This window comes from Ruegeria sp. O11, assembly GCF_056535285.1.
Window position 1 is genome coordinate 101,096 of sequence record NZ_JBQERS010000008.1, and the last position, 25,228, is coordinate 126,323.

Genomic DNA, 25,228 nt, shown 5'->3' on the forward strand with positions numbered 1-25,228 from the left:
TAGGACTCTCGCAAGCTGCATTCGGCATTGCACCTCAATTTTCCTAAAGGAGCCCGCAGACATGTCCGCGCAACATGACACTGTTTACCTGACAACGGCGCAGGCGATCATTCGCTGGCTGTCGAACCAATTTATCGAGATCGACGGACAGGAATATCGTTTATGTGGCGGGGGTTTCGGGATTTTCGGCCATGGCAACGTGACCTGCCTGGGAGAGGCCCTGAATACCGTGCGGGATGAGTTGCCACTCTATCGTGGGCAGAATGAACAGAGCATGGGATTCGCGGCCGCAGGCTATGCCAAACAATGGCTGCGTCAGCGATTCATGTTCTGCACCGCCAGCGCGGGGCCCGGCACTGCGAATCTGCTGACCGCAGCCGGACTGGCCCATGCCAATCGCTTGCCGATGCTGATGCTGTGCGGGGATACATTCATCACCCGCTTGCCTGACCCGGTTCTGCAGCAGATGGAAAACTACTATGACCCGACCTTCGGCGTGAACGACGCCTTCAAGCCGGTCAGCCGCTATTGGGATCGCATCACGCATCCGGCACAGGTCATTCAATCTCTGCCCGCCGCCATTGCGACGATGCTGGACCCGGGCGATTGCGGGCCTGCTTTCCTCGGGTTGCCGCAAGACGTGCAGGGTTGGACCTATGACTACCCGGTGAAGTTCTTTGAAAAGAAAGTCCACCGCATTCGTCGCCAATCGCCCGATGCGGATGAGATCGCTGATGCGGTTGCCGCGCTGGCAGGCGCGAAACGCCCGATGATCATCGCAGGTGGCGGCGTTCAGTATTCCAAAGCAGTCGCCGAACTGACTGAGCTTGCCGAGAAGCACCAGATCCCGGTCGTCGAAACCATCGCAGGCCGCGCCAACATGCTGGCAACCCATCCGCTGAATATCGGCCCGATTGGCGTGACGGGTTCAGACAGTGCCAATGCGATTGCAGAAAAGGCCGATGTGATCGTCGCAGTCGGCACGCGGCTACAGGATTTCACAACCGGATCGTGGACCGCCTTTGACAAGGACGCTCAGTTCATCTCGATCAACGCAGCGCGGCATGATGCGGGCAAGCATATGTCGTTGCCGGTCGTGGGGGATGCCAAGCTGTCAATTCAGGCTCTAACACAGGCGGTTGATTACACTGCGCCATCCGATTGGGTATCCCTGGCACAGGACGAACGGCACAAGTGGGATGCCTATGTGGCCGAGAATGTCTCCTACGGAAACCGTCCGAATTCCTACGCTCAAGCCATCGGCGTCGTGAACGAACTGTGCGACACGCGCGACCGTGTGGTTGCCGCTGCCGGGGGATTGCCCGCCGAGGTTACAGCCAACTGGCGCACTTTGGATATCGGTACAGTCGATGTCGAGTTCGGCTTTTCCTGCATGGGCTATGAGATCGCAGGCGCCTGGGGTGCGCGCATTGCCCAATCCGAGCGCGAGCCTGAGAAAGACACCATCACCTTCTGCGGTGACGGCTCGTACATGATGTTGAATTCAGACATCTATTCCTCGGTCCTGAGCCGTAAAAAGATGATTGTTCTGGTGCTGGACAATGGCGGCTTTGCAGTCATCAACAAGCTTCAGAACAACACAGGCAACGAAAGCTTCAACAATCTGCTGGAAGATTGCCCGACCATCCCGGAACCCTTCGGGGTTGATTTCACGGCCCATGCCACCTCGATGGGAGCGACGGCCGAGAAGGTGGCGAACCCAGCGGAGCTGGCCGAGGCATTCAAACGCGCCAAAGCCAGCGACAAGACCTACGTGATCGTGATGGATGTGGACGCCTATGAAGGTTGGACAACCGAAGGCCATGCCTGGTGGGAGGTTGGAACCCCTCATACCTCGGCCGATGAAAACGTGCGCAATGCCCATGTTGAATGGGAAACCACTCGTGAAAAGCAGCGTAAGGGTATCTGATGAAACGGTTTACAGCAGAGACAGCCGATCCTGACGTCATCGTTAATGAGTTGCTGAATGGCGGCGGAGCGGTTGCCATATCAGGCCTGTTCACACGCGAGGAAATCGCCGAGGCCCGCGCGATCGTCATGGAGCATTCCGAGGTGGCGGCCGAGAAAGTGACCCACTTTCAAGGTGCTGCGGAAGAGGATGGCAAACTGAACCTGCAGCGACGGGTTTGGAATCTGTTGGCGAAGGGTGAGGTGTTTTCCCGCATGGCGGCGCATCCGGTTTTGATGAAGATCCTCCGCAAGTTTCTGGGGACCGAGTTCATCATGGGCTCGATCGCTGCCAATCGCATCCTACCAGGCGGTCCGGGGCAAGAGCCGCATGTCGATTATCCCTATTGGGATTTTCACAGCCCCGAAACGCATCCCATGGGTCTGAATGGGTCATTTCCGATGAACGCGCAGGTCTCGGTTTTGCTGGACCCGTTCACTAAGGAAAGCGGCGCGACCGGCTATGTACCCGGATCGCAGAAAGAGCTGCGGTATCCCACACCTGAAGACAAGTTCTTCGACAAATGCGAGCAGATGACCGGTGAGCCCGGTGATGTCGCTCTGTTCTATGGCGTGACGTGGCATTGCGCGATGCCGAACAAAGCGGATCACGACCGCAGCGCGATCCTGATCCAGTATCTACCCAAATGGGTCAAGCCGATGGAAGATATGCCTGCTGCGCTGCCACAGGACTTCCTTGATCAGGCAAGCCCGGATATGCGGCAGTTGCTGGGTCTGAACTATCCCTACCCCGAGGTGCTTGATGCAGCGCGGGCAGGCAATACCGAGGGACGCACGTGACTCTGATCGAAGGTATAAAAGGTAACCGCTTTGCCGTGTTCGGCAGGGCCGGAATGGACATGTTTGCGGATCGGGTCGGAACCAAAAGCGAAGACGCAAATGTGTTTCGCGCCGATCTGGGCGGATCGAGCGCCAATATCTGCGCCGGACTGGTGAAGCTGGGATCGCAAGCGGCGCTGGTCACCTCGGTCTCTGATGATGCTGTGGGGCGGTTCTGCGTAAACCGGCTGCGGGATTATGGCGTGGAAACGCGATATGTCCGTGCTGTGGGTGGCGAGGCACGTACGTCCTTGGCTGTCTACGAAAGCTGCATCGAAGATTTCCAGAACGTTATCTACCGCAACGGTGCCGCTGATTTCCAAGTGACCGATGCGGATATGGATGAGGTCGACTATAGCGCTTTCTCGGCCCTGATCACGGCGGGCACGGTGTTTGCGGCGGAACCTTCACGCTCGGCTACGTTCCGCGCGTTTGAAAATGCGCGCGCTGCAGGATTGCCGGTAATCTTCGACATCGATTATCGCCCCTATAGCTGGCCATCGCCCGAAGTGGCCTCAGAAGTTCTGACCCGCGCAGGTAACGAAAGTGATCTGATCATCGGAAATGACGAGGAGTTCGGCTTTATGGCGGGCGGCATTGAAAAGGGATTGGACAAAGCTCGCGAACTGGCCGCCCACGGCAAGATGGTGGTCTACAAGATGGGCCATGAGGGGGCCATCACCCTGACCGACGGGCAAGAGATCCGCACCGGCATTTACCCGGTCACCGCCGTGAAACCCAATGGCGCAGGCGATAGCTTCTTGGCCGGTCTTCTCGCCTCGATCGCTGCGGGGCATGACTTGCGTGACGCGGTGCTGCGCGGCTCGGCCTGCGCGTCCATTGTCGTGTCGAAACCCGGTTGTGCCGGGGCCATGCCGACAACGCCCGAACTGGACGAATTTCTGGCCCGACACCCGGGCCCCACGGATACCTGAAAGGAGACGCAGATGCATATCGCGCCCCATGACAACCAGAACAAACCTATTGTCGATGCCGACAATGATCTGGTGCCGCTGAACTATTTCAACATCGTCAAACTGAAAAAGGGTGAAGTGTTCGAATACGCCGTGCCAGGCTATGAGACTTGCATTGTGCCTGCGACCGGCACTGTGGATGTGGATGTGGACGGCGCGATTTATACCAACCTCGGCAACCGCACCATCGACGTCTGGGATGGCGACCCCGAAGGTGTCTATGTACCCGTCGGCGCCAAAGTTCGTGTCACCTGCGTGACGGACGAGACCGAGACCTTCATCGCGGGCGCGAAGTTCGATCGCGTGCTTGAGCCTTTTGATGTCCGCGTGCCCGAGCTGGATCTGGTTCAATACGGTTCTGACGACACCAAAACGCACCGCAAGATCAAACACATTCTTGGCGCAAATCACCACGACAAGGTGGGTCGCCTGCTGGTGTCTGAACTTTTCACCGTGGGTCAAGGCGGTTGGTCTGGCTTTCCTAGCCACAAACACGACACCGACCGCAAAGGTGACGATGACGAGATGATCGAAACCCGCCATGACGAGACCTACAATTTCCGCTTCCGGCCTGACTATGGCTCGGGCATCCAGATGCTCCAGCGTGAGGACAACAAGCCGGGCGATGCCTATCACATCATGGATGGTTCAACGATCATGATCGACAAAGGCTATCACCCTTGCGCGGTTCTGCCGGGGTACGAGATGTACTATTTCACCATCCTCGGCGGCCTCAGCCAGCGCTCGCTAAAACAGTACTTCCAACCGACCCATGCAGCCCAGCTGCACACCATCCCCGGAATCATGGACATGGTGGCCAAGTTCAAATGAGCCTTGTGACATTATCGGACGCGCTGCAACCCGCGCTGCGTGACGGCTATGCCGTGGCCGGGCTGGTGACTTTGGGTTGGGAGGATATGCGCGCCTATGTGGCCGCCGCCGAAGCCGAAGGCGTGCCTATCATCCTACAAGCCGGTCCATCCTGCCGCGAACACACGCCGCTGCCGGTTCTGGGCAAGATGTTTCGCCATTTGGCCGAGGGGGCAAGCGTACCTGTCGTGGCCCATCTGGATCACGGCTACACCCATGAAGACTGCCGCATCGCCATCGACAGTGGCTTCACCTCGGTCATGTTCGACGGTTCGCGCAAACCATTGGCGCAGAACATTGCCGAGACCGCAGCGATTGCCGAAATGGCCCATTCTGCCGGTATTTCCTGCGAAGGAGAAATCGGCTTTGTTGGCTACTCCGGCGGCGAGGGCTCGGACGGCACCGATCCGGATGAGGCCGCACAATTCGCCCGCGAGACCGGCGTGGACGCGATGGCCATCTCGGTCGGCAACGTCCATCTACAGCAGAATAAAGAAGGTGGCTTGGACGAGGCCCGCATCCGCGCTATCGAAGCCGTGACTGAAGTACCGCTGGTGATCCATGGCGGTTCAGGAGTGCCAGTCGCACAGCGCTCTGCTCTGGCACGCGGGTCGAAAATCTGCAAATTCAACATTGGGACCGAATTGCGGATGGCATTTGGTAATGCCTTGCGTACTGCCGTGAATGCCGACCCTGACAGGTTCGACCGCGTTCAAATCCTGAAACAGACACATGAACCGGTTGTCGAAGCGACCCGCCGGGTTCTGAAAGCGTTCAAAGGGGCATGAGATGCTGAATATCGGCTTACTGGGCTGCGGACGGATCGGGCAAGTTCATGCGCGCTCAATCGGGCAGATTGATGGCGCGCGAGTCAGCGCGGTGGCAGATGCGTTTGCGGAGCCGGCTCAGATGCTGGCCGACAATACCGGTGCACAGGCCCTGTCGGCGGAAGATCTGATTGAAAGTGCGGATGTTGACGCTGTGGTCATCGGCACCCCGACCGATACCCACTACGATCTGATCCACAATGCCGCGAACGCTGGCAAAGCGATCTTCTGCGAAAAGCCAGTTGATATGTCCGCAAACCGCATCCGCGACTGCATCAAAGTTGTCGAAGCCACCGGCGTGCCCTTCATGACGGCCTTCAACCGCCGCTTTGATCCCAGCTTTGCCAATATCCAGTCCCGCATCGCCAACGGCGAAATCGGAAACGTCGAGATCGTGACCATCCTGTCCCGCGACCCCTCGCCGCCACCAATCAGCTATATCGAAAGCTCGGGTGGGCTGTTCCGCGATATGATGATCCACGATCTGGATATGGCGCGCTTCCTGCTGGGTGAAGAACCAATCAGCGTCTACGCGGTTGGCTCATCACTGGTCGACCCCGAGATCGGCAAGGCCGGAGATGTCGATACCGCTGCTGTCACCCTGACCACGGCGAGCGGCAAGATTTGCCAGATTTCAAACTCGCGCCGGGCAAGCTATGGCTATGATCAACGCATTGAAGTTCATGGTGAGAAGGGCATGTTGCGGGCTGAAAACATGCTGGAAAATGCGGTCGAGATTGCGACACCTGCCGGGTTTCAGAAAGCCCCCGCGCAACATTTCTTCCTTGAGCGATATGAAAGTGCCTATCGGGCAGAAATGGGACACTTCGTTGATGCGGTGTCTCGCGCATCCTCTCCCTCTCCGGGTATCGTTGACGGGTTACGGGCGCAGGAACTGGCAGATGCGGCAGACACTTCCTTGAAGCAGGGATCGGTTGTGAAGCTCGCGTAATGCCTCACACACTGAAATGAGGGATAAGGTACGACGCGCTGCACTCGTACCCCCTCAAGAAATCATCAGACATCCTCCAAGCGCGCCGTGACTGTTTAGTATCTGCATGAGATGTCCGGAATGTGTCTGAAAGATTAAATTTTTTGGACGTTGGGAAAACCGATATACTTGGTTACTCGCTTCAAGCACGCGACTCGCCTTGGAGCCAGTGTTGCGATCTTTTGCAGATGCAGAGCCAAGTTTGGCGGGATGAACGTTCGGGTGCGAAGGAGCTGCGAGCGCAGCGGAACGAGAACAACTGTCTGTGACGGATGTTGGCGGCTGTCATGCTAGATAACGGGGTAATGAAGTCCTTCGCGAGCAATGGCGGGAATTGGAGAATGAACGTCGCCAGTCCGGCTATCCATTTGCAGGTAGGTGATCGCCTGAAGTCACCGTAAAGCGTGGTCTGGACATTCTGCCGTCTACGCCAATCTCAATCGTGCCACCCAGACTGTTTCGCCTGAGCTACTCAAGGGCTCCATTCAGCAAGCCTCGACCGGCCCTCTAATCTACAGAAAGAAATGAGGATTGATGCTACATCCAATCGGCCCGGATCAACGTGCTGGATCACGCCATAGGAGACCCGGCGCGGAACCAAAGCTGATCTCAAACTGCCTACAAGACCTTGAAGGGTTGGCCACTTTGGTTCCAGTAAATTCAAATAAACGGGTTCGTTGGGCGGCCCTTCTCGTGTTACAAGCTATTAATTCATTGCGGTAATTCCGAAATATCAACTGGGAGACATGGCAAGTCTCACCAGTGGAGCTTGCAAATCTAATCGGGCTAACAGCAGAATAATCCATGTTTGCAATTATCTCGCAAAACTTTGGGCGACTACGCTTGAATTTCCTGAGTGCAATCAAACAAAAATGAACGTCTCTTCATAAAAATATTTGTAGGCATTTTAGGGATCTGGCACCGGATCAGCGGATGTGCAAGCCGAACGAATTGCCACAGACTCTGGCTGTACGCAGAAAAGCTGTTATGTTTCCCCTAAGCCAACGGGGAACGCTGCCAAATATACATCAGTACAAAAACAAGAAGCAGCTGCAATTTCCCCTCGAGCCAACAGGGACAAATAAACATGAATAATCGTTTGCGCAAAATCACCATCGTTGGGGGTGGTACAGCCGGTTGGATGACCGCGCTGATCTTGGACATGGTGTTTTCACGCACTTCAGCGCCTAAGGATCGTCCTCGTATTTGCCTGATCGAGAGCCCCAATATCTCAACCGTGGGCGTTGGGGAAGCGACTGTACCGCGTATGCCGGTCACGCTCCGCCAGGCGGGTATTGCTGAGAGAGATTTTTTTCGCGAAACCAACGCGTCATTCAAGCTGGGTGTAAAGTTCTGCAACTGGAACAACGACGCAAAGGGCAATCGTATTGATTATGTAAACCCGTTTGCGCATGGTCAATTGCTGGAAGGGTTGGAAGCAGCCGAGTATTTCCTACGATTTGGCAATGGCGATCGGGATTTTACGCAATCGATCTCGCCGCATGATGATCTTGCTCGCCTGTGCAAAGGGGCGCGGCCCTTAGGTGCGCCCGAATTCGAGCAGCGGTTTGGCTATGCCTATCATCTGGATGCCGTGAAATTTGCGGGTATGTTGACCAAAGTCTGCACCAAGCGTGGCGTTGAACATATTCAGGACGAAGTTCAATCGGTCGAGCTGGATGAACACGGTAACGTCAGTCATTTGATGTTAGAGCGCAAGGGCCGGCATGACATCGAGATGGTCATTGATTGCACCGGCTTCCGCGGGTTGATCATCAATCAGGCGCTGGGCGAGCCATTTATGGATTATTCCGAATACCTGCCCAACGATCGCGCCATGGCATTGCAGATCGAACATCCCGATCCGGAGAAGATCGAAAGCGTCACGCGGTCGACGGCGCTTGGTGCAGGTTGGACGTGGCGGGTGCCACTCTACAATCGCGTGGGCACGGGCTATGTGTATTCATCGGCGCATCGTACCGATGATCAAGCGGCGGATGAATATCTGGAGTGGCTGGGTGACAGCGGCAAGGGTCTGACACCCCGCGTGATCCCGATGCGCGTCGGCCGCGTACGCAATGCGTGGGTCAAGAACTGCCTTGCGATCGGTCTGTCCGGTGGCTTCATAGAACCGCTTGAAAGTACCGCAATCCATATGATCGATCATGCAATACGATGGTTCGCTGAGCATTTGCCGACACGCGATATCGAGCCAGCGCTGCGCAATCGGTATAACCGTCAGATGAACAAGCTCTACGACGAAGTTCTAGATTTCATCTGTCTGCACTACCGATTGGGGAACCGCACCGATGATCAATACTGGATCGACGCCCGCACCGAGATGAAAATCCCGGATCGGTTGGCTGAGAACCTAGAGCTGTGGCAGCACCGTCTGCCGATGGAACACGATATCGAGTTTGCAACGCTGTTCAACTTCCGCGTTTATCAGACCGTCCTTTTGGGCAAGCAGGTTTATGATACCGGCTATGGCACGGGTATACGCGATCGCATTCGGCCGTTGAAGAAACCGATTTGGTTCCAGTGGTGGAAAGGTGCGAAAATGGACCTCGCGCAAATCCTCAAATCAATGCCAGATCACAAAACGCTGCTGCGCGATATCCGAGGAGAGCTGGAGAAACCCGCCTTTGGTAAAGCGGCTGTTGCGAAACCAACAGTAGCGATGCCGGGCACCGCTCCGGCTCCTGTGGTTGTGCAGAACATGCCGAACTTCGCCGAAATTCAAAGTGGCGCGAAGGACTTGCAGCTATTCTAGGGCAGTATTGAAAACGCAGTAGAGCGTCTTCCAATACGTTGTAGCGGCACGCATAACCCACCAATTGCTGGTCAGGTTCTATTTTTAGCGAATAGGCCTCTGACCAACTCTTGGTTTGGTATGTCTTGGCGGTCCTATAGATAGCATTCGATGGGGTTTCGGCCAGTTTCAAGGACGGCTTACGATGATGTCCGGAACGATACCGGCCTTGTCGATTGCTGTTTCAATATCGTGTCCGGCAAAAAAACCGTAACCTGAGACCAAAGCCGACGCGATCCCTGCTGCATTTGCGCCCAAAATATCTGTATGCAAGCTGTCGCCGACCATGAGAACGCGGGATTTGTCGATGGATCCCAGCCGTTTGAATGCCAGATCGAAAATGTTGCCGAACGGCTTTCCGAAGAATTCAGGGACCACACCTGTTCGGTCGGCGAGGCGGTGTGCGAACAGGCCAGGTTCAATTGAAAAGCCACTTTCTCGGGGGGCAACAATATCCGGGTTGCCGACCAATACAGGTCGCTGCCGCTTTGACAGAGTAGACTCCAACAATGCCTGACGCGCTTCGGTCCAGGCCGCGGACCCAATCATCAAAAATCCGTCGACCGCATCATAGGGTGTTGGATCTTCTTCCAGATAGGTCAGATTCAAACCTTCCAGATCGCGAAGGCCCGTGCTTGGTGTTGCCATCAACCCCCAGTGCAGATCGCGTTGCAAATCAAGATTTGCAAGCAGCGTTGCTCGGCTGGTGATGACATCCTGCGAAGCAAAATCATAGCCAAGCCGAGTGTATTTCTCGATCAATGCCGCATGAGGGAACCCGGCAGCATTCGAAACCACAAGAACGCGCTTTCCCATGGCCTTTAGATTTGCGACCCGTTCAGGCGTACCGGGGATAGCGGTTTCACCAATGTTAAGAACTCCGAACGCATCCAAAAGGAAGACGTCAAACTCATCGGCTACATCTTCGAGTGTTTCCACCCGACGAAAGGACTGGCCAGTAGCGGCAGCAGAGGGCAGACGATGCCGCGCAGCTTCGTACGCATCGAACGCCTCTTCAATCGAGATTTGGCTCAAATGATCGCCCCCCGCACTTTGGCAGAGACCCATTCGCTGATCATCACGGCAATCAGGATGACAATCAGGATCAGGCTGACTTGCGGCCATGCCAGGACATTGAGCGAAGCCGATAGTTGCAGTCCGATACCCCCCGCTCCGACCAGGCCAAGAACCGTGGATTCGCGGATGTTGATATCCCAGCGAAAAACGGCGATGCCTGCAAAGGCGGGCAGAATTTGTGGGACGATGCCATAAGCCATGATCTGCCAGCGCGATGCGCCGGTGGCCGTTATGGCCTCGACCTGAGTGTGGTCGATTTCTTCTATGGCTTCATAAAGCAGCTTGGCGCAGAACCCGATAGACCGGATCGCGATGGCGATAACGCCTGCGAAAACCCCTGGACCGATGATTGCGATCAGCAGGAGGGCCCAGATCAACGAGTTGATCGAACGGGTTGAAACGATAATCAGCAGCGCGACAGGCCGGATGAAAACGGCCGAGGGCGTGGTATTGCGCGCAGCCAGAAAAGCGACTGGTACGGCAAGAAACAGGGCGATGATCGTGCCGAGCGTGGCAATATTCAGCGTGTCCCAGATCGGACGCCCCAATTGCGTGATATAGTCCCATTTTGGTGGTGTCGCACGGGTCCAAATGTCATTTGCGATGCGCGGTGCATCCCAGACAAAGAACCAAGTCGTCGACGCCGAGATGATCTGCCAGCAATAGACAAAAACTGCGACGCCCAAAAGCCAGCCAAACCAGCGAACAAGGCTTTGTCCGGTCGTTCGCCTGCGCCAAATCTGCGTACCTTCCTGCTCCAGAACCGGCATTACTGTACCCTCGCGCGAATGATACCCGAGAGGTATTCGAGCGCCATGACGATCCCGATAATCAGGATCAGTATGGCGGCAGCAGTGTCGTATTCGTATCGATCGAAGGCTGTGTTCAGTGTCGCTCCGATGCCGCCCGCACCCACAAGCCCTAAAATGGCGCTTTCGCGGAAATTGATATCGATCCGGTACATTGAAAGACCAACCAGCCGCGGCATGACCTGCGGCTGCACGCCGTAATTGATCCACTGCATCCAGCGTGCGCCCGAGGCTTTGATGGCTTCAGCCTGCACTTTGTCCATGGCCTCGATATCTTCAGCCAGAAGCTTCGACAGAAACCCGATGGTGGCGAATGAGAGCGTTAGGAAACCTGCCAGCGGACCAAAGCCAAAGATCGCAACCAACAGGATCGCTACAATGATCTCTTGCAAGGCACGGCTGATGGCGACAATGCCGCGGCAGATGACGTAGATGGGCAGAGGAGCGATGTTGCGTGCAGCGCCCAGCCCGATCGGGATCGAAATCAGGATGCCCACAACGGACGCCGCAACAGTCATGACAATGCTTTCCAGCAAACCGCTCCAGATATCGCCCCAGCGCGATATGAAATCGGGGCTGGTGAAGGCGAGCACAAAGGCCCAGCCGCGATCCAGCCCTTCATAAACCCGACCCCAATCGACCTCGATGGTCAGAATGGCGGCAATCAGATAGGCAACAAAACCAACAATCAGAGCCCAGCGGAGCATCGCGTTCTTAACAAACGGCGGTTTGCGCCACCCCTTGCCAAGAACGTCATCAAGTTCGGTGTGGCTCATTCTGCGGCCTCGATCTCTTCGTCTTCGTCCACTTTTTCAATCGTGGCTTCCCAGTCTTCTTCACCGTAGATTTCAGTTAGTTTGTCGGGGGTAAGACCGGTGGGGAGGCCGTCATATACGATCTCGCCAAATCGAAGGCCCACGACGCGCGGCACGAACATCTGCGCAAGCGCCACGTCGTGAATGTTGATGATCGCTGCCAATCCGCGTTCCTGACAAAGCTCGGTAATCAACCGCATGATCTGACGGCTGGTTTTGGGGTCCAACGAGGCAGTTGGCTCATCCACCAGCAAAAGTTTGGGGTTCTGAATCAGAGCGCGGCAGATGCCGACCCTCTGACGCTGACCGCCCGACAGTTCATCGGCGCGTTTGTCTGCCATATGCAGCAGTCCGACCCGATCCAGCAGACGAAAGGCTTCATCGACATCAGATTGAGGGTATCGCCGCAGGAAGCTACGCCAAAAGCCGACATACCCCAACCGCCCTGACAGTACGTTTTCCATAACCGTCAGGCGTTCAACGAGCGCATATTCTTGAAAGATCATACCCATTTCGCGTCGCGCTTTGCGCAGTCCGCCTGAACCAAGTTTGGTCAGGTCGGTATCATCTAGCATGACAGCGCCACTTGTCGGCTCAACCAGTCGGTTGATGCAGCGGATCATCGTGGATTTGCCTGCACCGGATGGCCCGATCAAAGCAAGCACCTGTCCCTTGGGCACCTCAAGATTGATTGCCTTTAGGGCCTTATCTCCGGTTTTATAAGTTTTAGTAAGCTCTTGAAGCCGCAGCATTTAACACCCCTGTAAGGGTTGAGACGGGCCCGGAGGGGCCCGTCATTATAGTATCGGATTATTGGCAGGCGTAGGAAACGCCGTTTGCCGCATCAATCTTGCGGATCACGTCCCAGAATTCCTGATAGGTCATTTCGAGGAACTGGCCTTCGTTCGATTTTGAGAACTCAGCCTCGAGCGTCGTGCCGTCCCATTCAAAGCTAAAGAAAGCGTTGCGGATCTTCTCCTGCAGTTCCGGAGTCAGATTGTACACGGTGCCAAAGCCGGTCGTCGGGAAAGTCTGCGATTTGTAGATCGTGATGACGTCGTCTTCGTTGATCACATCTCGCGAGATCATCCGCGATTTGACCGAGTTTGCGATCGAAGCAGCCAGATAGTCCTTGTTGGCCACACCGAGGATCGAGTTGTCATGTTTGCCGGAATAGACTGGTTCGAAATCTCGTTCGGGCAACAGATCAAAGTCGCTTTTCAGAATGGCCGACGGTGCCTTGAATCCCGAGTTCGAAGTGGGTGAGGTAAAGGCCAGTTGCTTGCCCTTGATGTCCTCGACCTTTTCGATGCCAGAGCCTGGATAGGTAATGATCTCCATCTCATACCCGAAGTTACCATCTTTTGAGGCCATGATCGTGAAAGGACGGAACCCGGCGCAGTTCACCGCCAGCGGGTTCGAACCGGTGTTGAAACCCGCGATATGCAGGCGTCCAGACCGCATCGCCTCGATCTGGGCGGCGTTGTTCTGAACCGGGAAAAAGACAACATCTTTACCGGTTTCAGCTTTCAAATGGTCAAGAAAGTCCGACCACGCGGTTTTGTAAACGGCTGGGTCCTCGACCGGAGTGTAGGCGAAGATCAATGTGTCGGGATCGATCTGTTCGGAAGGATCGGTGGGGATGTCCGCGATCAGATCACCGTCGGCATCGCAGAACCGTTCATCCAGATCACCGCGCGGACAATCCTGAGCCGACGCAGCCCCGCCCAACGACAAAAGTGCAAATGCTGATGCTCCGATCAGTAATTTGACGTCAATATTCATATTATTCCTCCCAGTTATGCGTGGCCGTCACTGTCCACAGTTAGTCGTTCTTGAAATGGATTCTCCGATAAGAATGGCAACGCCAGCTGCATTGATAGAGCCCAGCAAATCACCTTTCGGCTTTGTGTCGGTGATGATGGAATCCAGCCCATCAAGATCACCTACCTGCGACAGGCCTTTGCGCCCGAATTTTTCTGAACCAATCAGCAAATGCCGTTTAGCTGATCGCGCCAACATCTTTTGTTTGACCGCAGCAAACCCCTGCACGGTCTCAGACGGGCCCTCGGCCGAAATTCCGGATGCCCCGATCATACATTGATCGACATTGAAACGGGACAGGTATTCGAGCGTATCAGTGCCAATAATGGCCGATTCCTCGGCAAGATACTCGCCTGGGCACAAGAGAACCTGGGTGGGCGAATGGCCGAGTGTCATCGCTACGGGGATTGAGTTTGTTATCACCGTGCACTCAGTTCCCTGATAAGAAAGCGCGCGCGCCATCTCAACCGTGGTCGAACCGGAATCAATCATCACCGTATCGCCATCCTGAATCAGCGCGGCCGCACATCTTCCAATTCGTTCACGCTCCTCCGTACGCGCATTGGTCCGTTCATCAAGACTTGGATATCGTCCCTGTGTGGGCGCAGATGCCCCGCCATGTGCGCGTGCGATCAGCCCGTCTTCTGACAAGGCATCGAAATCCCGGCGCACGGTTTCTGCCGACACATTGAACCGCTGCGCCAGCTCACTGATCCGGACATGCGGGCGCAACTTCAGTTCAAGCAGGATCTCTCGACGGCGATCGGATTTTTTAACCCGAGCCTGACTTTTTTCAGACCTCATCCCGCGTGTTTCTGTTTTGGACATCCGGCAACCCGACTCGGCTTCATATTCACTTTTGTGGTGTTTCGGGCGTTTTGCAACTATTTCTGTTGCAAAACCCTCATATTGTTGTGAGACTTCGGAAAACATTGCCTCTTTCGAAGTCCCGGATCAATGTATGGATTGGCTGGTTGGCATCGCAGAGAACGGTAATTGAACGGACATACAGAATGCGCGATGGCCACGTTCGAGGAACAACGAAAGTCTGAAGGAAAAAGCACATAATACACCGGGAAAACCGGACGCAATGAACCAAACAGGGAGAGAAAATAATGAAGAGATTTACGTCTACCGCATTGGGCTCGCTAATCGCCCTTGCAGCTTCAATGTCAGCAGCCCAAGCAGACAAGCTGACTCTTTATTGCTCTGCTCAAGAGGATTGGTGCCAGCTGATGGCGCGCAGCTTTGAGGATGCGACCGGCATCGACGTCAACATGACACGTAAATCCTCGGGTGAGACATTTGCTCAGATTCGTGCTGAAAGCTCCAACCCTAAGGGCGATGTCTGGTGGGGTGGCACCGGTGATCCGCATCTTCAGGCCGCAGAAGAGGGTCTGACAATGGAATACGTCTCGCCCATGCGCGATCAGCTTCATGACTGGGCGATTTCTCAGGCTGAAAGTGCCGGTAACAGAACCATCGGCATCTATTCCGGTGCGCTTGGTTACGGCTACAATGCCGATCTTGTCGCCGCAAACAACCTGCCCGAACCGGCGTGCTGGAAGGATCTTTTGAAGCCCGAATACAAGGGTCATGTTCAGATGGCGAACCCAAATTCGTCAGGTACGGCCTACACGACACTTGCCTCAATGGTGCAGATTTTTGGCGAGGATGAGGGCTTTGACTTCATGAAAGGCCTGCATTCGAACATCAACCAATACACCAAATCGGGCTCGGCCCCGATCAAGGCTGCGGGGCGCGGCGAAAATACCATCGGTATTGTCTTTATGCATGACGCGGTAAAGCAGGCCGTGTCGGGTTTCCCGATCAAGGTCGTCGCGCCGTGCGAGGGAACTGGGTACGAGATTGGTTCGATGTCGATCATCGACGGAGCTCGCAACGAAGAAGAGGCCAAGAAGTTTTATGACTGGGCGTTGTCGCCCGAAGCACAGAACCTTGCCCTTCAGGTCAACGCATTTCAGGTGCCGTCAAACAAAGGCGCCGAGACGTCCGAAAGCGCTCCGGACATGAGCCAGATCAAGCTGATCGACTATGACTTCAAGAAATACGGCTCGTCGGATGAGCGCAAGCGCTTGCTGCAAAAATGGGACGAAGAGGTTTCGGTACTGCCGCAGTAAATGACTGACGACACGACAAAAACGACCCATCCGGTTCTGATCTTCTGGGTCATCGCCGGGTGGGTCGGATTCTGCCTGCTGCCGTGGTACATGGTTGACGGTGGCCTGTGGTCGTTCGAGTGGCTTCTGGACGGCTACCCTTTCGACGAAGATTATGCTCCAGCGGCCTTTCTGATCGGGCAGGGTGAAAAGCTGTGGCTTGCGCCGCTTCTTATCGCTCTACTGTTGCCGCTTTCGGTACTAAGGCGCGCCAAATCAGATCCGCTCTATGCGCGCATTCTGATCCTGTCAGGGGCGCTGGGCTTCGGCTGGCTGATCGCACAAGGCTTTAGCATCGGAATCCGAGGCTACAATTTCGATTGGCTGGAGTCCGTATTCGGAGAACTCGGGGATCGGCAATTCGGCATGGGCTATGGCGCGATGATCTGCGCGTCGAGTTTTCTGTTCCTTCTGACCCAGGGTGTCGCTGCACGTGGGGCGATTAACGGAGACGTCTTCGTGGTCAGCGCCATCGGTGGTGTGATCACCATCGTCACCGCGTTTGTGTTCTTTCCCATCGCCAAGATGTTGTTTGCGGCCTTTGTGACGGAGGATGGCGCGTACTCCATCGCGGTTTTCTTCTCGAAGTTCTTTGACGACCGGCTTTGGGGGCTAGGATGTTTCTGGGGTGCGCGATGCGGGGCGGCCTGGAACTCACTATTCCTCGCCATTTTAGTTGGTTTCATCACCACGGCACTTGGCCTCTGCTTTGCGCTTGTCGTGACCCGCTCGGGTTTTCACTACAAGCGCGCATTGCGCGCTCTGACGGTTTTGCCGATCATCACGCCACCCTTTGTGATCGGTCTAGCGCTGATCCTGCTGTTTGGCCTTTCGGGCTCGGTCACGCAGTTCTTTGCTGAGCTATTCGGCACACAACCCACGCGCTGGCTGTATGGCATGCCGGGAGTTCTGATTGCTCAGACTTTGGCTTTTACTCCCATCGCCTTCCTTGTGCTGATTGGCGTCGTTGAAGGGGTGTCTCCTTCGATGGAAGAAGCGGCCCAGACATTGCGCGCGAACAGATGGCAGACCTTCAAAACTGTGTCCCTGCCGTTGATGCGCCCGGGCCTCGCCAATGCTTTCCTTTTGGGCTTCATCGAAAGCATGGCCGATTTCGGCAACCCACTTGTGCTGGGTGGCAATTTTGATGTGCTGTCGACCGAGATTTTCTTTGCAATTGTTGGTGCGCAATACGATCAGGGCCGCGCCGCGGTTCTGGCTATGGTGTTGTTGTTCTTCACGCTTTCTGCATTTTACGCGCAGCGTGCTTGGCTTGGGAAAAAGAGTTACACCACTGTCACCGGCAAGGGCGACGCAGGCGTACATCCATTGATGCCAACCGGCCTTTCCATCCCGGTGCTGACGGTCGCCCTTGGCTGGGCCGTATTTACCATCGTCGTTTATGCCATGATCGTATACGGCAGCGTGGTTGAATTGTGGGGGGTCAATAACTCCCTTACGTTCAAACACTACGTCACTGCCTTTTCGGTTCGGTTTGAAGCAGAGGGTATTCGCTGGACGGGGGCTGCGTGGGACAGTTTCTGGACGACAATCACCATCGCTGCAATTGCTGCTCCACTGACGGCTGCCGTGGGGCTCGTGACGGCCTATCTTCTGACCCGGCAGAGTTTCGCGGGAAAAGACGCTTTTGAGTTCGGCACCATGCTATCCTTTGCCATCCCCGGCACCGTGATTGGCGTCAGCTACATTCTAGCCTTCAACGTACCACCGATCGAGATCACGGGCACTGGAGTCATCCTTGTTGTCAGCTTCATCTTCCGCAACATGCCAGTGGGTGTCCGGGCAGGCATTGCCAGCATGTCGCAATTGGATCGCAGTCTGGATGAGTCCTCGCTGACCCTTGGTGCAAATTCCTGGCAGACTTTCCGCCGGATCATCCTGCCGCTATTGCGCCCGGCAATTCTGGCGGCGCTTGTTTACAGTTTCGTGCGGGCCATGACGGCGATTTCGGCAGTGATTTTTCTGGTCAGCGCGGAATATGACATGGCAACCAGCTATATCATCGGGCGGGTCGAGAATAACGACTATGGTCTCGCCATTGCCTATTCCACCACGCTGATCTTTGTGATGCTGTCTGTAGTTGCCTTGATGCAGCTGATCGTGGGTCGGACCAAGATCGGGCGGCGAATGACGCAGTCGCGGACCAATGTTTAGGAGAGTTTGACATGAGCCTGCAGTCCAAAGCCGCGCCGGTTCGGTTCGAGTCCGTGACGAAGATGTTCGGCAAGGATGTCGTTGCTGTCGACAACATCAACCTGCATGTCGAAGCTGGAAAGCTGGTCACGCTGCTGGGCCCTTCAGGCTGTGGCAAAACAACGACCCTGAGGATGATCGCAGGGCTCGAAATGGCTACCTCGGGCAAGATCACCATCGGGGGTCGCGACGTGACCAAACTGCCCGCAACGGACCGGGACGTGTCGATGGTGTTCCAGTCATACGCTCTGTTTCCCCATATGAGTGTGCTTGAGAATGTTATGTATGGCCTCACGTTCTCGGGCTTTGCCAAAGACGAGGCCCGCAGCCGCGCTCTGGACGGTTTGGAGTTGGTTGGCCTGAAAGGTTTTGATAGCCGTTTGCCATCCGAGTTGTCTGGCGGACAGCAGCAGCGCGTCGCAGTTGCGCGGGCTTTGGTGTTAGAGCCACAGGTGCTGCTATTTGACGAACCTCTGTCTAATCTCGACGCGAAACTGCGCCGCCAGGTGCGCGAGGATATCAGGGCCATCCAACAGGACCTTGGCCTGACGGTCGTCTATGTGACACATGATCAGGAAGAGGCCTTGGCGGTATCAGACGAAATTGTCGTGATGCGCAATGCCGCCATCGCGCAGATCGGTACGCCACGCCAGCTCTACGATGCACCCAATGATCGCTTCGTTGCGGATTTTATTGGCGAAGCCAACTTACTGGCTTGTCAGATCATCTCTGTCGAAGGAGATATGGCCACGATCGAGATCGAGGGCTACCGCCACACGCTGTCATCTCGCGATATGCCTAAGGGGCCCGCAACTGTCGCCATCCGACCCTCGCGTCTGGTGATCGGCGCCGAGCAGGGCATCGCCGCCACCGTCGCCAAGGCAACCTATGTTGGTGTTCGCATGGAGTACACTCTGACCGGAGCGTTCGGTCAGGTCTTCGCGGTGCACGACGATGTGGATGCACCACTTGAACCCGGTGCAGAAATTCGGATGGGTTTTGTCGAGAAGGGACCCGTGCTTTTGCCCGAATAAATGCCCAAGCTTCTGATCATCACGCATCCCGAGGTCGTAATCGACCCCAACATTCCTGTAACGGATTGGGGGCTTAGTAAATCAGGTCGTCACCGCGCTTCCGCGTTTGCGAATGCCGAGATCTTCTCGGAGGTCTCTCAAATCTGGACCAGCATCGAGCAAAAGGCCCGCGATACGGCTGAGATTCTAGCGACGCCCCGAGACCTGCCGGTATATCTAAATGCTGACCTTGGCGAAAATGACCGCAGCACCACCGGTTTTCTGCCGCGCGATGCTTTTGAAGCCGCTGCTGATGCTTTCTTTGACCACCCGGCTACCAGTTTTCACGGTTGGGAAACGGCAATAGAGGCTCAACAACGCATTCATCGGGCAACGATTTCGATTGTTGAAAAACAAGATGGCAACGACCTTGCCATTGTTACGCACGGGGCTGTCGGCACTCTGCTATGGTGCATCTTATCGGGCCGTCCCATTGACCGGAGATACGATCAACCCGCGCAAGGCCACTATTGGCAGGCCGATCTAAAGACGCTTGAACCGTTGAGCGGGTGGTGCTCGCTCGACTAGTCGCTCAGGTCTTCCATGCACGCTCGGCTATCTCGCGCAAGGTGTCGAACACATCCGGTGTACCTGCAATCACCCGGCCGCCATTGCGGATCATGGCATCGGCATCCTGATCTTCGATCCTGCCGCCAGCTTCCGCGATCATCAACTGACCGGCCAGGCAGTCCCATGCGTTCATATGCTCTTCGACATAGCCCAGCAGCCGACCCGCAGCCACATAAGCCAATGACAGAGCGCCGCTGGCGTTTCGGTGAAACATCGCTCCATGTTCGATCAGATCTGCGATAATCGGTACAACGTGGTGGGCTTCGATGCGGTTCGAATATCCGACAGCTACGGTTCCTTCCTCCAGCGCGACGCCTGAAGCTACCCGCATCGGGGCGTTATTCAGCGTTGCGCCTCCACCCCGGACGGCGACATAGCTTTCGTCGACATTTGGATCATGGATGACGCCAATCTGGGTCTGCGCATTTGACACACCGGCCAGAACGATGGTCCAGGCTGGAATCCCGTTAACAAAATTGGTTGTCCCATCGATTGGGTCGATCACCCAATCAAACCCGCTTGTCCCTTTGCTTGCACCATGCTCCTCACCAAAGACTCCATCTTCGGGCCAAGCATCCCTGATCTTGTCGCGAATAAAGGTTTCAACGTTCCGATCTGCCTCGCTCACCCAGTCCTGAGCGCCCTTTTGGTCGACCAGCAGCGCATCCCGATTTGCAAAATACTCGGCCGCGACTTTTCCCGCTTCCTGGCAAGTCATAACCGCAAATTCTTTTCGCTCTGAGAGTTGCAACATGGGTGCCCCTGCATTTGATGAGTAGAATGTGCACCTTGGCGGATGTGGTATCGGCTGACAACAACCTTGGGAGTATGTTTTTCAATTCTTTGAAATGCGCATTGATCAGCTCAAAGGAGCAAGTGTCGCATGTAGATCGGTCACATTTGTGAACATCGGTGAATGACTGAATTCTGCCTTATCCAACCGGATACGCGGAAAGGATTGAGTCATATATCGGACAACTTCTTCAACCTCGATTGTGATCGCGTAGCGCCCTAGGCAAGAGAATACACCACCCCCGAAATTCAGATGAGCTGGCTGCCCAGCACGTTCGAGAGAGAATTTTTCAGGTTCCGGGTAATAGCGCTCATCCCAATGGGCAGCCCCGATATTTGCAAAGACCGGTGTGCCCTTGGTGATTTGCACGCCACCGATTTCTACGTCCTCCAGTGCTTCGCGAGAGGTTGAGATTGACCGTGGGTGGATACGCATAACTTCGTTCACGGCAATCGGAATTGCGTCAGGATCTTCGCGCAGCCTTTGCCAGATAGCGGGGCGTGAGGCCAGTTCGATAATGGTGCCTGCGATTTGATGTGAGGAGTTGTCGGTATTCGCCTCTGCCAGTTTGATAACCCAATTCCGAAGATCGTCATCCGTAAACTCACCGGCGTCTGCTGCCCGGACCAAATCCGAAATCAGGTTGTCAGAAGGGGCTTCGCGCGCGTCAGTAATCCGTGCGTCCGCATAATCAAGCAGGCTTTCAAACGCATCGACAATTTCCGGCGTCTTTTCCGGATCTCGCGTATGAACTTGCTGAACTTTGTGTGACGTCTTGGCGATATAAGGCGCGTCGTCTTTGTCGGCGCCGACCCAATAACAATAAACCCGAGATGGCGTAGGATCACAAAGTGCTTCGATCAGGTCGACTCTGGTATGCGTCGGGATGTCAGAAATGATGTCAGCGACAACATCCTTAATGTCTTGCCGGAACGCCTCAGAGGCGTGCGGGCTCATCAGGCGCGCTATCGGCTGTCGTAATTTGCGCCGTTTATCACCGCGGTTGTAGAAGGATATGGACTCACGTTTGTAATTTAGCGCACGTCCTTCCGGCAGGCCCAACAGATGCATCAACTTTGGATGTCCTGTGCCAAATCTACGATCCAGGATCATGTTCCTGCAAAGGTCATAGTCCAGAATTTCCACGCCGCGTTTACTACGGGCGATGCGCCATTTCTGTGCGTGCTCAGCAAGGGTTTGAAACGGTCGCTTCTGATACACTTCCGATGAAAAGTCTATCTCGGGTAGTTCGGAGATTGATAGCATATCGATTGCCCCAGAGTGCTCGACTTACCAGTGCGTGTCCTTCTTCAGACTGGCGTATCGCTACAATGGACCACAGAACGGCTCTTGGGCAAACTTCGTAACGATTACGGAAGGGTTCTGCACGCAGCCAATTCGTTTCTTTGGCGATTATCCCCGTTAAAGCTAGCAATCAGCTCGTCAAAACGTGCCTTCACTTTGGGTCATACAGATATCCGATGCCTCGCACAGTTCTGATGATCTCGGGCTTTTCCGGGTTGGATTCAAGTTTTCGGCGAAGACGGGAAATCCTGATGTCGATACTGCGATCAAATGGATCCCAGGATCGATCATGGGCCTGTTCAAGCAGCTGGTCGCGGTTCAGAACGCGTCCCTTGTTTTCGGCGAATACCTTGATCAGGTTGTATTCCATAGCGGTCAGCTGAACCTCGGAACCATCCGCGGCCAGAAGTTTGGCCGCGTCTTTATCCAATGTAAAATCGCCAAATGGTGCTCCGTTGATGTCGGGGGCTTCCTTGGTCGCCGTTTCATGTATTGCTTCGCGCCGAAGTATCGCCTTGATCCGGGCTTCAAGTTCCCGAAGGTCAACAGGTTTGCCCAGATAATCATCGGCCCCCATCTCCAATCCGACGATGCGATCGATAACGTCGCCTGCTGCAGTCAACATGATGACAGGTGTTGTATTCTCAGGGCGCAAGGATCGAAGTATTGAAAGGCCATCTTCCTTTGGCATGTTGATATCCATGACAATGACGTCGACCCCGTTCGCAGACAGTATCTGCCTCAGCTCATCTCCGCCGGATGCTGCCGAAACCTCATATCCACGCTTGCCCAGATATTCCTGAAGCATTTCACGCACATCGACTTCGTCATCGCACACCAGGATATGCGTTCTCTTTTCATCCATCGGTTGCTTCCTTCCCTTCGGCAAGCAAATTGCCAACGAGGGTTCTGAGTTCCAAAGGCGAAACGGGTTTCTCGAGATGAGGCAAGCCGGATTCACCAAGCAATGCTTGCGAAGCCTGCCCCATCGTATCCCCGGTCACATAGGCCGTTCTGTTCAGCATGTGCGGAAATTCGGCAACCAGAGCCTGATAGATCTTTCGTCCATCAACACCCGGCATATTCAAGTCACTCAGGAATACGTCATAGTTTTGTGAGCGAAGATTGCGCAATGCTTCCTCACCGGATGAGACGAAATCGACGTCAAAACCTTCTCTTCTCAGAATCTCTGCGTGCAGCTCACCAACTTCAACTTCATCATCCACCACCAATGCCTTCAAAGACAGTGAAGAAGAAATTGAATCTTTCGGCTCATCTTCCATAAACTCGCTCTGTGCCCCGATAGGCAGCAAGATCCGTATACAGGTGCCAGTACTGTCGCTCTGATCAAGCCGGATCTGACCGCCATGAGACAGTATGATCCTGTGGCAAAACGCGAGACCAATACCGGTGCCTTCCCCGACTTCCTTGGTGGTGAAGAACGGTTCAAAGATTCGGGCGCGAATGGCCTTGGGGATTCCCGGGCCATTGTCCTTTACCGTCAGTTCGACCATGCCTGAATCAAACCTCGGCCGCGCTGAAAGCTCGATCAGGTCACCGCGCTCAGATGACCTCATGGCCTGTTCCGCATTAATGATCAGATTGATAATAACTTGGGTGATCTGATCGGCATCCGCGGCAACCGGTGGCAAATCAGCAGGAATTTTCTGCACGACGCGGATTCCATCTGATGGCGTGCCATACCCAACGACATCCGCCGCAGTCGCGATCAGCCCGGCAACATCGACATCCTCGATATTGCTGGGTTGCTGACGTGCCATTGCTAGGAATGTTTTGACGATTTTCGCACAGCGCTCGGCCGCATTGCTGATCTTCTCTATCCGGGCAGCAATATCTGGGTCGGTAATCTCTTCCTTCAGCATGAGAGAATGCCCAACAACCACGGAAAGCGGATTGTTCAACTCATGGGCCACGCCAGCAAGAAGTTCGCCAAGCGCTGACATCTTCTCATTCTGGAAAAGCATCTCGCGTTGTTTTTCAAGCTCTTCTTCAATCGCCAACTCATCTGTCAGATCTCGTGTGTTCGAGACGATGACTTCTTCGCCGTTGAATTCGATCAGGCGGGAAGAATCTGCAGCCCAAAACTTTCTTCCATTTGCATCAACAAACTCCATCCGCCGATCTTTGAGAGATCCAGCTTCGCGAAGGTCTTTCAGGTATCGCTGACGTTCTGTCGGATCAGCATAGTAAGATTTGGAACTGCGGACAGGACCAAACAGAGCCTTTATTTCCGGCGTTGCAAACAGGACCTCACCTGTCTCTGCATGCGTCATGTTGATCGCGGCTGGATACGCTTCCATTACCTGCCTGATCAAAGCATCGGCTTCCTGCTGAACCGTAAGATCAATAATGCTGGTAACGATTACTTCTTCGCCTTTGTAATCGATCAACTGCGAAGAAATTGAGGCTGGAAAGATCTTTCCATTGGCATTGCACAAATCGAGCTTGAAGTTTTCGACATGACCATCCGCCAACAGCAAGGTCACAAAATCCGCGCGCTCCTCAGGCTTGGCGTAATGCTCCCGCGCGAACTTGGAGGCGCCAAACATCTGAAGGGCGGCGGGTGTGCGATACAGGATCTGGCCATCGCCAATGCGCGCCATCGTGACGACCGCAGAACTGGCATCCAGCACCTTCCTGATCAAAAGGTCTCCGTCGCGTTCTTCAGCCTCGGCCTGCTTGCGCTCGGTAATATCCTCGCGCGTAACAACAAAGCCGCCAAGATTGGTGGGATGGACCGACACCAGATAAGTTCGACCGTCCGTTTCGGCCAGTTCATAATCCTGAATGAACTCGATCCCGTTGGCCAATCGATCCGAGACCCACTGTTCTTCATTGCCGATGGCGTCAGCATAAATCCCGCGCCGCGCTGTTTCGCGCATCAGGATTTCCCAGTCTAGTCCGGGCTTTAACAGGTCCGCGACACCCTTGTTCATCTCGGCATAGCGCTGGTTGAACATGAGCAGGCGACGGTCGTCATCATAAAGGGCGAACCCTTCCTTAAGAGACTCGATTGCATCGCGCAGAAGGTCCCTTGCCTTCTCGATTTCCTGAAAATCGTTCGCCATGTCCATCGTCATCCTATTTTTCTACGGTATCATTGTTTCAGCGCCATTTCAAAATCCGCATCTAATGTTTCAATTGTTTCAAACCGGTCGGGGTGGCGCAAATTCCGGCCGTAATTTCCCATGTTTCAGAGACAGATAGCGCGTTGTGTGACCTGCTTCACAGAGCAACAACTGAAACACTTTGCGCCTATTTCGGA

At 54.9% G+C, this 25,228-nt stretch carries 21 protein-coding genes; 11 read left to right on the forward strand and 10 right to left on the reverse strand.

Annotated features, from left to right (window positions below; translation table 11 throughout):
• Positions 1 to 61: 61 nt before the first annotated feature.
• The 7 genes from iolD (at position 62) to ACRZ91_RS15270 (ending at position 9,243) form a co-directional block, all read left to right on the forward strand.
• Positions 62 to 1,930, forward strand: coding sequence for a 3D-(3,5/4)-trihydroxycyclohexane-1,2-dione acylhydrolase (decyclizing) (iolD, locus tag ACRZ91_RS15240; protein ID WP_480654613.1), 1,869 nt, complete (start codon positions 62 to 64; stop codon positions 1,928 to 1,930).
• Positions 1,930 to 2,769 (forward strand): phytanoyl-CoA dioxygenase family protein, encoded by an 840-nt coding sequence (locus tag ACRZ91_RS15245; RefSeq protein ID WP_480906837.1) that lies wholly within the window; start codon positions 1,930 to 1,932, stop codon positions 2,767 to 2,769. The genes iolD and ACRZ91_RS15245 overlap by 1 nt, the downstream gene beginning before the upstream one ends.
• Positions 2,766 to 3,743 carry a 5-dehydro-2-deoxygluconokinase gene (gene iolC, locus ACRZ91_RS15250; protein ID WP_480906840.1) on the forward strand — a complete coding sequence of 326 codons (978 nt, stop codon included), beginning with the start codon at positions 2,766 to 2,768 and terminating at the stop codon, positions 3,741 to 3,743. The genes ACRZ91_RS15245 and iolC overlap by 4 nt, the downstream gene beginning before the upstream one ends.
• A 12-nt stretch (positions 3,744 to 3,755) precedes the next feature.
• The gene (locus tag ACRZ91_RS15255; protein ID WP_480906843.1) at positions 3,756 to 4,613 is read left to right on the forward strand and encodes a 5-deoxy-glucuronate isomerase; all 858 of its coding nucleotides are present in this window, start codon (positions 3,756 to 3,758) and stop codon (positions 4,611 to 4,613) included.
• Positions 4,610 to 5,440: a class II fructose-bisphosphate aldolase gene (locus ACRZ91_RS15260; RefSeq protein ID WP_260023459.1), complete on the forward strand. Its 831-nt coding sequence runs from the start codon at positions 4,610 to 4,612 to the stop codon at positions 5,438 to 5,440. Before ACRZ91_RS15255 ends, ACRZ91_RS15260 begins: the two co-directional genes overlap by 4 nt.
• A 1-nt stretch (position 5,441) precedes the next feature.
• Entirely contained in the window at positions 5,442 to 6,431 is a 990-nt protein-coding gene (gene iolG / locus ACRZ91_RS15265) for an inositol 2-dehydrogenase (protein ID WP_480906846.1), read from the forward strand.
• 1,126 nt (positions 6,432 to 7,557) lie between these two features.
• Positions 7,558 to 9,243, forward strand: a complete 1,686-nt coding sequence (locus ACRZ91_RS15270) for a tryptophan halogenase family protein (protein ID WP_170471469.1) — start codon at positions 7,558 to 7,560, stop codon at positions 9,241 to 9,243.
• A 168-nt stretch (positions 9,244 to 9,411) separates the two neighbouring features.
• On the opposite strand, the gene ACRZ91_RS15275 is transcribed toward ACRZ91_RS15270, so the two are convergent.
• The 6 genes from ACRZ91_RS15275 to ACRZ91_RS15300 are packed head-to-tail and all read right to left on the reverse strand — an operon-like array spanning position 9,412 to position 14,635.
• Positions 9,412 to 10,350, reverse strand: a complete 939-nt coding sequence (locus ACRZ91_RS15275) for a TIGR01459 family HAD-type hydrolase (protein ID WP_170471468.1) — start codon at positions 10,348 to 10,350, stop codon at positions 9,412 to 9,414.
• On the reverse strand, positions 10,314 to 11,129 hold the full coding sequence (gene phnE, locus ACRZ91_RS15280; protein ID WP_010438311.1) for a phosphonate ABC transporter, permease protein PhnE: 816 nt from the start codon (positions 11,127 to 11,129) through the stop codon (positions 10,314 to 10,316). The genes ACRZ91_RS15275 and phnE (ACRZ91_RS15280) overlap by 37 nt, the downstream gene beginning before the upstream one ends.
• Positions 11,129 to 11,944, reverse strand: a complete 816-nt coding sequence (gene phnE, locus ACRZ91_RS15285) for a phosphonate ABC transporter, permease protein PhnE (protein ID WP_170471464.1) — start codon at positions 11,942 to 11,944, stop codon at positions 11,129 to 11,131. Before phnE (ACRZ91_RS15285) ends, phnE (ACRZ91_RS15280) begins: the two co-directional genes overlap by 1 nt.
• Positions 11,941 to 12,735 carry a phosphonate ABC transporter ATP-binding protein gene (gene phnC, locus ACRZ91_RS15290; protein WP_170774565.1) on the reverse strand — a complete coding sequence of 265 codons (795 nt, stop codon included), beginning with the start codon at positions 12,733 to 12,735 and terminating at the stop codon, positions 11,941 to 11,943. Before phnC ends, phnE (ACRZ91_RS15285) begins: the two co-directional genes overlap by 4 nt.
• 58 nt (positions 12,736 to 12,793) lie before the next feature.
• Positions 12,794 to 13,768, reverse strand: a complete 975-nt coding sequence (gene phnD, locus ACRZ91_RS15295; RefSeq protein WP_170471462.1) for a phosphate/phosphite/phosphonate ABC transporter substrate-binding protein — start codon at positions 13,766 to 13,768, stop codon at positions 12,794 to 12,796.
• Between the two features lie 27 nt (positions 13,769 to 13,795).
• Complete coding sequence (locus tag ACRZ91_RS15300; protein ID WP_480906852.1) at positions 13,796 to 14,635, reverse strand: DeoR/GlpR family DNA-binding transcription regulator; 840 nt, start codon at positions 14,633 to 14,635, stop codon at positions 13,796 to 13,798.
• 287 nt (positions 14,636 to 14,922) lie between these two features.
• On the opposite strand from ACRZ91_RS15300, the gene ACRZ91_RS15305 reads away from it, so the two are divergent.
• From ACRZ91_RS15305 to ACRZ91_RS15320, 4 genes are read left to right on the forward strand one after another with little or no spacing between them, the layout of a single operon-like run.
• On the forward strand, positions 14,923 to 15,948 hold the full coding sequence (locus tag ACRZ91_RS15305; RefSeq protein WP_010438296.1) for an ABC transporter substrate-binding protein: 1,026 nt from the start codon (positions 14,923 to 14,925) through the stop codon (positions 15,946 to 15,948).
• Entirely contained in the window at positions 15,949 to 18,162 is a 2,214-nt protein-coding gene (locus tag ACRZ91_RS15310) for an ABC transporter permease (RefSeq protein WP_480906855.1), read from the forward strand.
• Between the two features lie 11 nt (positions 18,163 to 18,173).
• The gene (locus ACRZ91_RS15315; RefSeq protein ID WP_480906858.1) at positions 18,174 to 19,235 is read left to right on the forward strand and encodes an ABC transporter ATP-binding protein; all 1,062 of its coding nucleotides are present in this window, start codon (positions 18,174 to 18,176) and stop codon (positions 19,233 to 19,235) included.
• A complete protein-coding gene (locus tag ACRZ91_RS15320; protein WP_480906861.1) occupies positions 19,236 to 19,802 on the forward strand; it encodes a histidine phosphatase family protein in 567 nt (188 codons plus the stop codon).
• A gap of 4 nt (positions 19,803 to 19,806) precedes the next feature.
• On the opposite strand, the gene ACRZ91_RS15325 is transcribed toward ACRZ91_RS15320, so the two are convergent.
• The 4 genes from ACRZ91_RS15325 to ACRZ91_RS15340 form a co-directional block, all read right to left on the reverse strand.
• Positions 19,807 to 20,598, reverse strand: coding sequence for an inositol monophosphatase family protein (locus ACRZ91_RS15325; protein WP_480906864.1), 792 nt, complete (start codon positions 20,596 to 20,598; stop codon positions 19,807 to 19,809).
• 105 nt (positions 20,599 to 20,703) lie between these two features.
• Complete coding sequence (locus ACRZ91_RS15330; RefSeq protein WP_480906867.1) at positions 20,704 to 21,903, reverse strand: cytochrome P450; 1,200 nt, start codon at positions 21,901 to 21,903, stop codon at positions 20,704 to 20,706.
• Between the two features lie 190 nt (positions 21,904 to 22,093).
• Entirely contained in the window at positions 22,094 to 22,807 is a 714-nt protein-coding gene (locus ACRZ91_RS15335; protein WP_010438283.1) for a response regulator, read from the reverse strand.
• Positions 22,800 to 25,031 carry an ATP-binding protein gene (locus tag ACRZ91_RS15340; protein ID WP_480906870.1) on the reverse strand — a complete coding sequence of 744 codons (2,232 nt, stop codon included), beginning with the start codon at positions 25,029 to 25,031 and terminating at the stop codon, positions 22,800 to 22,802. The genes ACRZ91_RS15335 and ACRZ91_RS15340 overlap by 8 nt, the downstream gene beginning before the upstream one ends.
• Positions 25,032 to 25,228: the final 197 nt, after the last annotated feature.

Coding starts and splice junctions, on each gene's coding strand:
- iolD (WP_480654613.1), top strand. CDS start 62: ATGTCCGCGCAACATGACACTGTTTACCTGACAACGGCGCAGGCGATC.
- ACRZ91_RS15245 (WP_480906837.1), top strand. CDS start 1,930: ATGAAACGGTTTACAGCAGAGACAGCCGATCCTGACGTCATCGTTAAT.
- ACRZ91_RS15255 (WP_480906843.1), top strand. CDS start 3,756: ATGCATATCGCGCCCCATGACAACCAGAACAAACCTATTGTCGATGCC.
- ACRZ91_RS15260 (WP_260023459.1), top strand. CDS start 4,610: ATGAGCCTTGTGACATTATCGGACGCGCTGCAACCCGCGCTGCGTGAC.
- iolG (WP_480906846.1), top strand. CDS start 5,442: ATGCTGAATATCGGCTTACTGGGCTGCGGACGGATCGGGCAAGTTCAT.
- ACRZ91_RS15270 (WP_170471469.1), top strand. CDS start 7,558: ATGAATAATCGTTTGCGCAAAATCACCATCGTTGGGGGTGGTACAGCC.
- ACRZ91_RS15275 (WP_170471468.1), bottom strand. CDS start 10,350: ATGGGTCTCTGCCAAAGTGCGGGGGGCGATCATTTGAGCCAAATCTCG.
- phnE (WP_010438311.1), bottom strand. CDS start 11,129: ATGCCGGTTCTGGAGCAGGAAGGTACGCAGATTTGGCGCAGGCGAACG.
- phnE (WP_170471464.1), bottom strand. CDS start 11,944: ATGAGCCACACCGAACTTGATGACGTTCTTGGCAAGGGGTGGCGCAAA.
- phnC (WP_170774565.1), bottom strand. CDS start 12,735: ATGCTGCGGCTTCAAGAGCTTACTAAAACTTATAAAACCGGAGATAAG.
- phnD (WP_170471462.1), bottom strand. CDS start 13,768: ATGAATATTGACGTCAAATTACTGATCGGAGCATCAGCATTTGCACTT.
- ACRZ91_RS15300 (WP_480906852.1), bottom strand. CDS start 14,635: ATGTCCAAAACAGAAACACGCGGGATGAGGTCTGAAAAAAGTCAGGCT.
- ACRZ91_RS15305 (WP_010438296.1), top strand. CDS start 14,923: ATGAAGAGATTTACGTCTACCGCATTGGGCTCGCTAATCGCCCTTGCA.
- ACRZ91_RS15310 (WP_480906855.1), top strand. CDS start 15,949: ATGACTGACGACACGACAAAAACGACCCATCCGGTTCTGATCTTCTGG.
- ACRZ91_RS15315 (WP_480906858.1), top strand. CDS start 18,174: ATGAGCCTGCAGTCCAAAGCCGCGCCGGTTCGGTTCGAGTCCGTGACG.
- ACRZ91_RS15320 (WP_480906861.1), top strand. CDS start 19,236: ATGCCCAAGCTTCTGATCATCACGCATCCCGAGGTCGTAATCGACCCC.
- ACRZ91_RS15325 (WP_480906864.1), bottom strand. CDS start 20,598: ATGTTGCAACTCTCAGAGCGAAAAGAATTTGCGGTTATGACTTGCCAG.
- ACRZ91_RS15330 (WP_480906867.1), bottom strand. CDS start 21,903: ATGCTATCAATCTCCGAACTACCCGAGATAGACTTTTCATCGGAAGTG.
- ACRZ91_RS15335 (WP_010438283.1), bottom strand. CDS start 22,807: ATGGATGAAAAGAGAACGCATATCCTGGTGTGCGATGACGAAGTCGAT.
- ACRZ91_RS15340 (WP_480906870.1), bottom strand. CDS start 25,031: ATGGCGAACGATTTTCAGGAAATCGAGAAGGCAAGGGACCTTCTGCGC.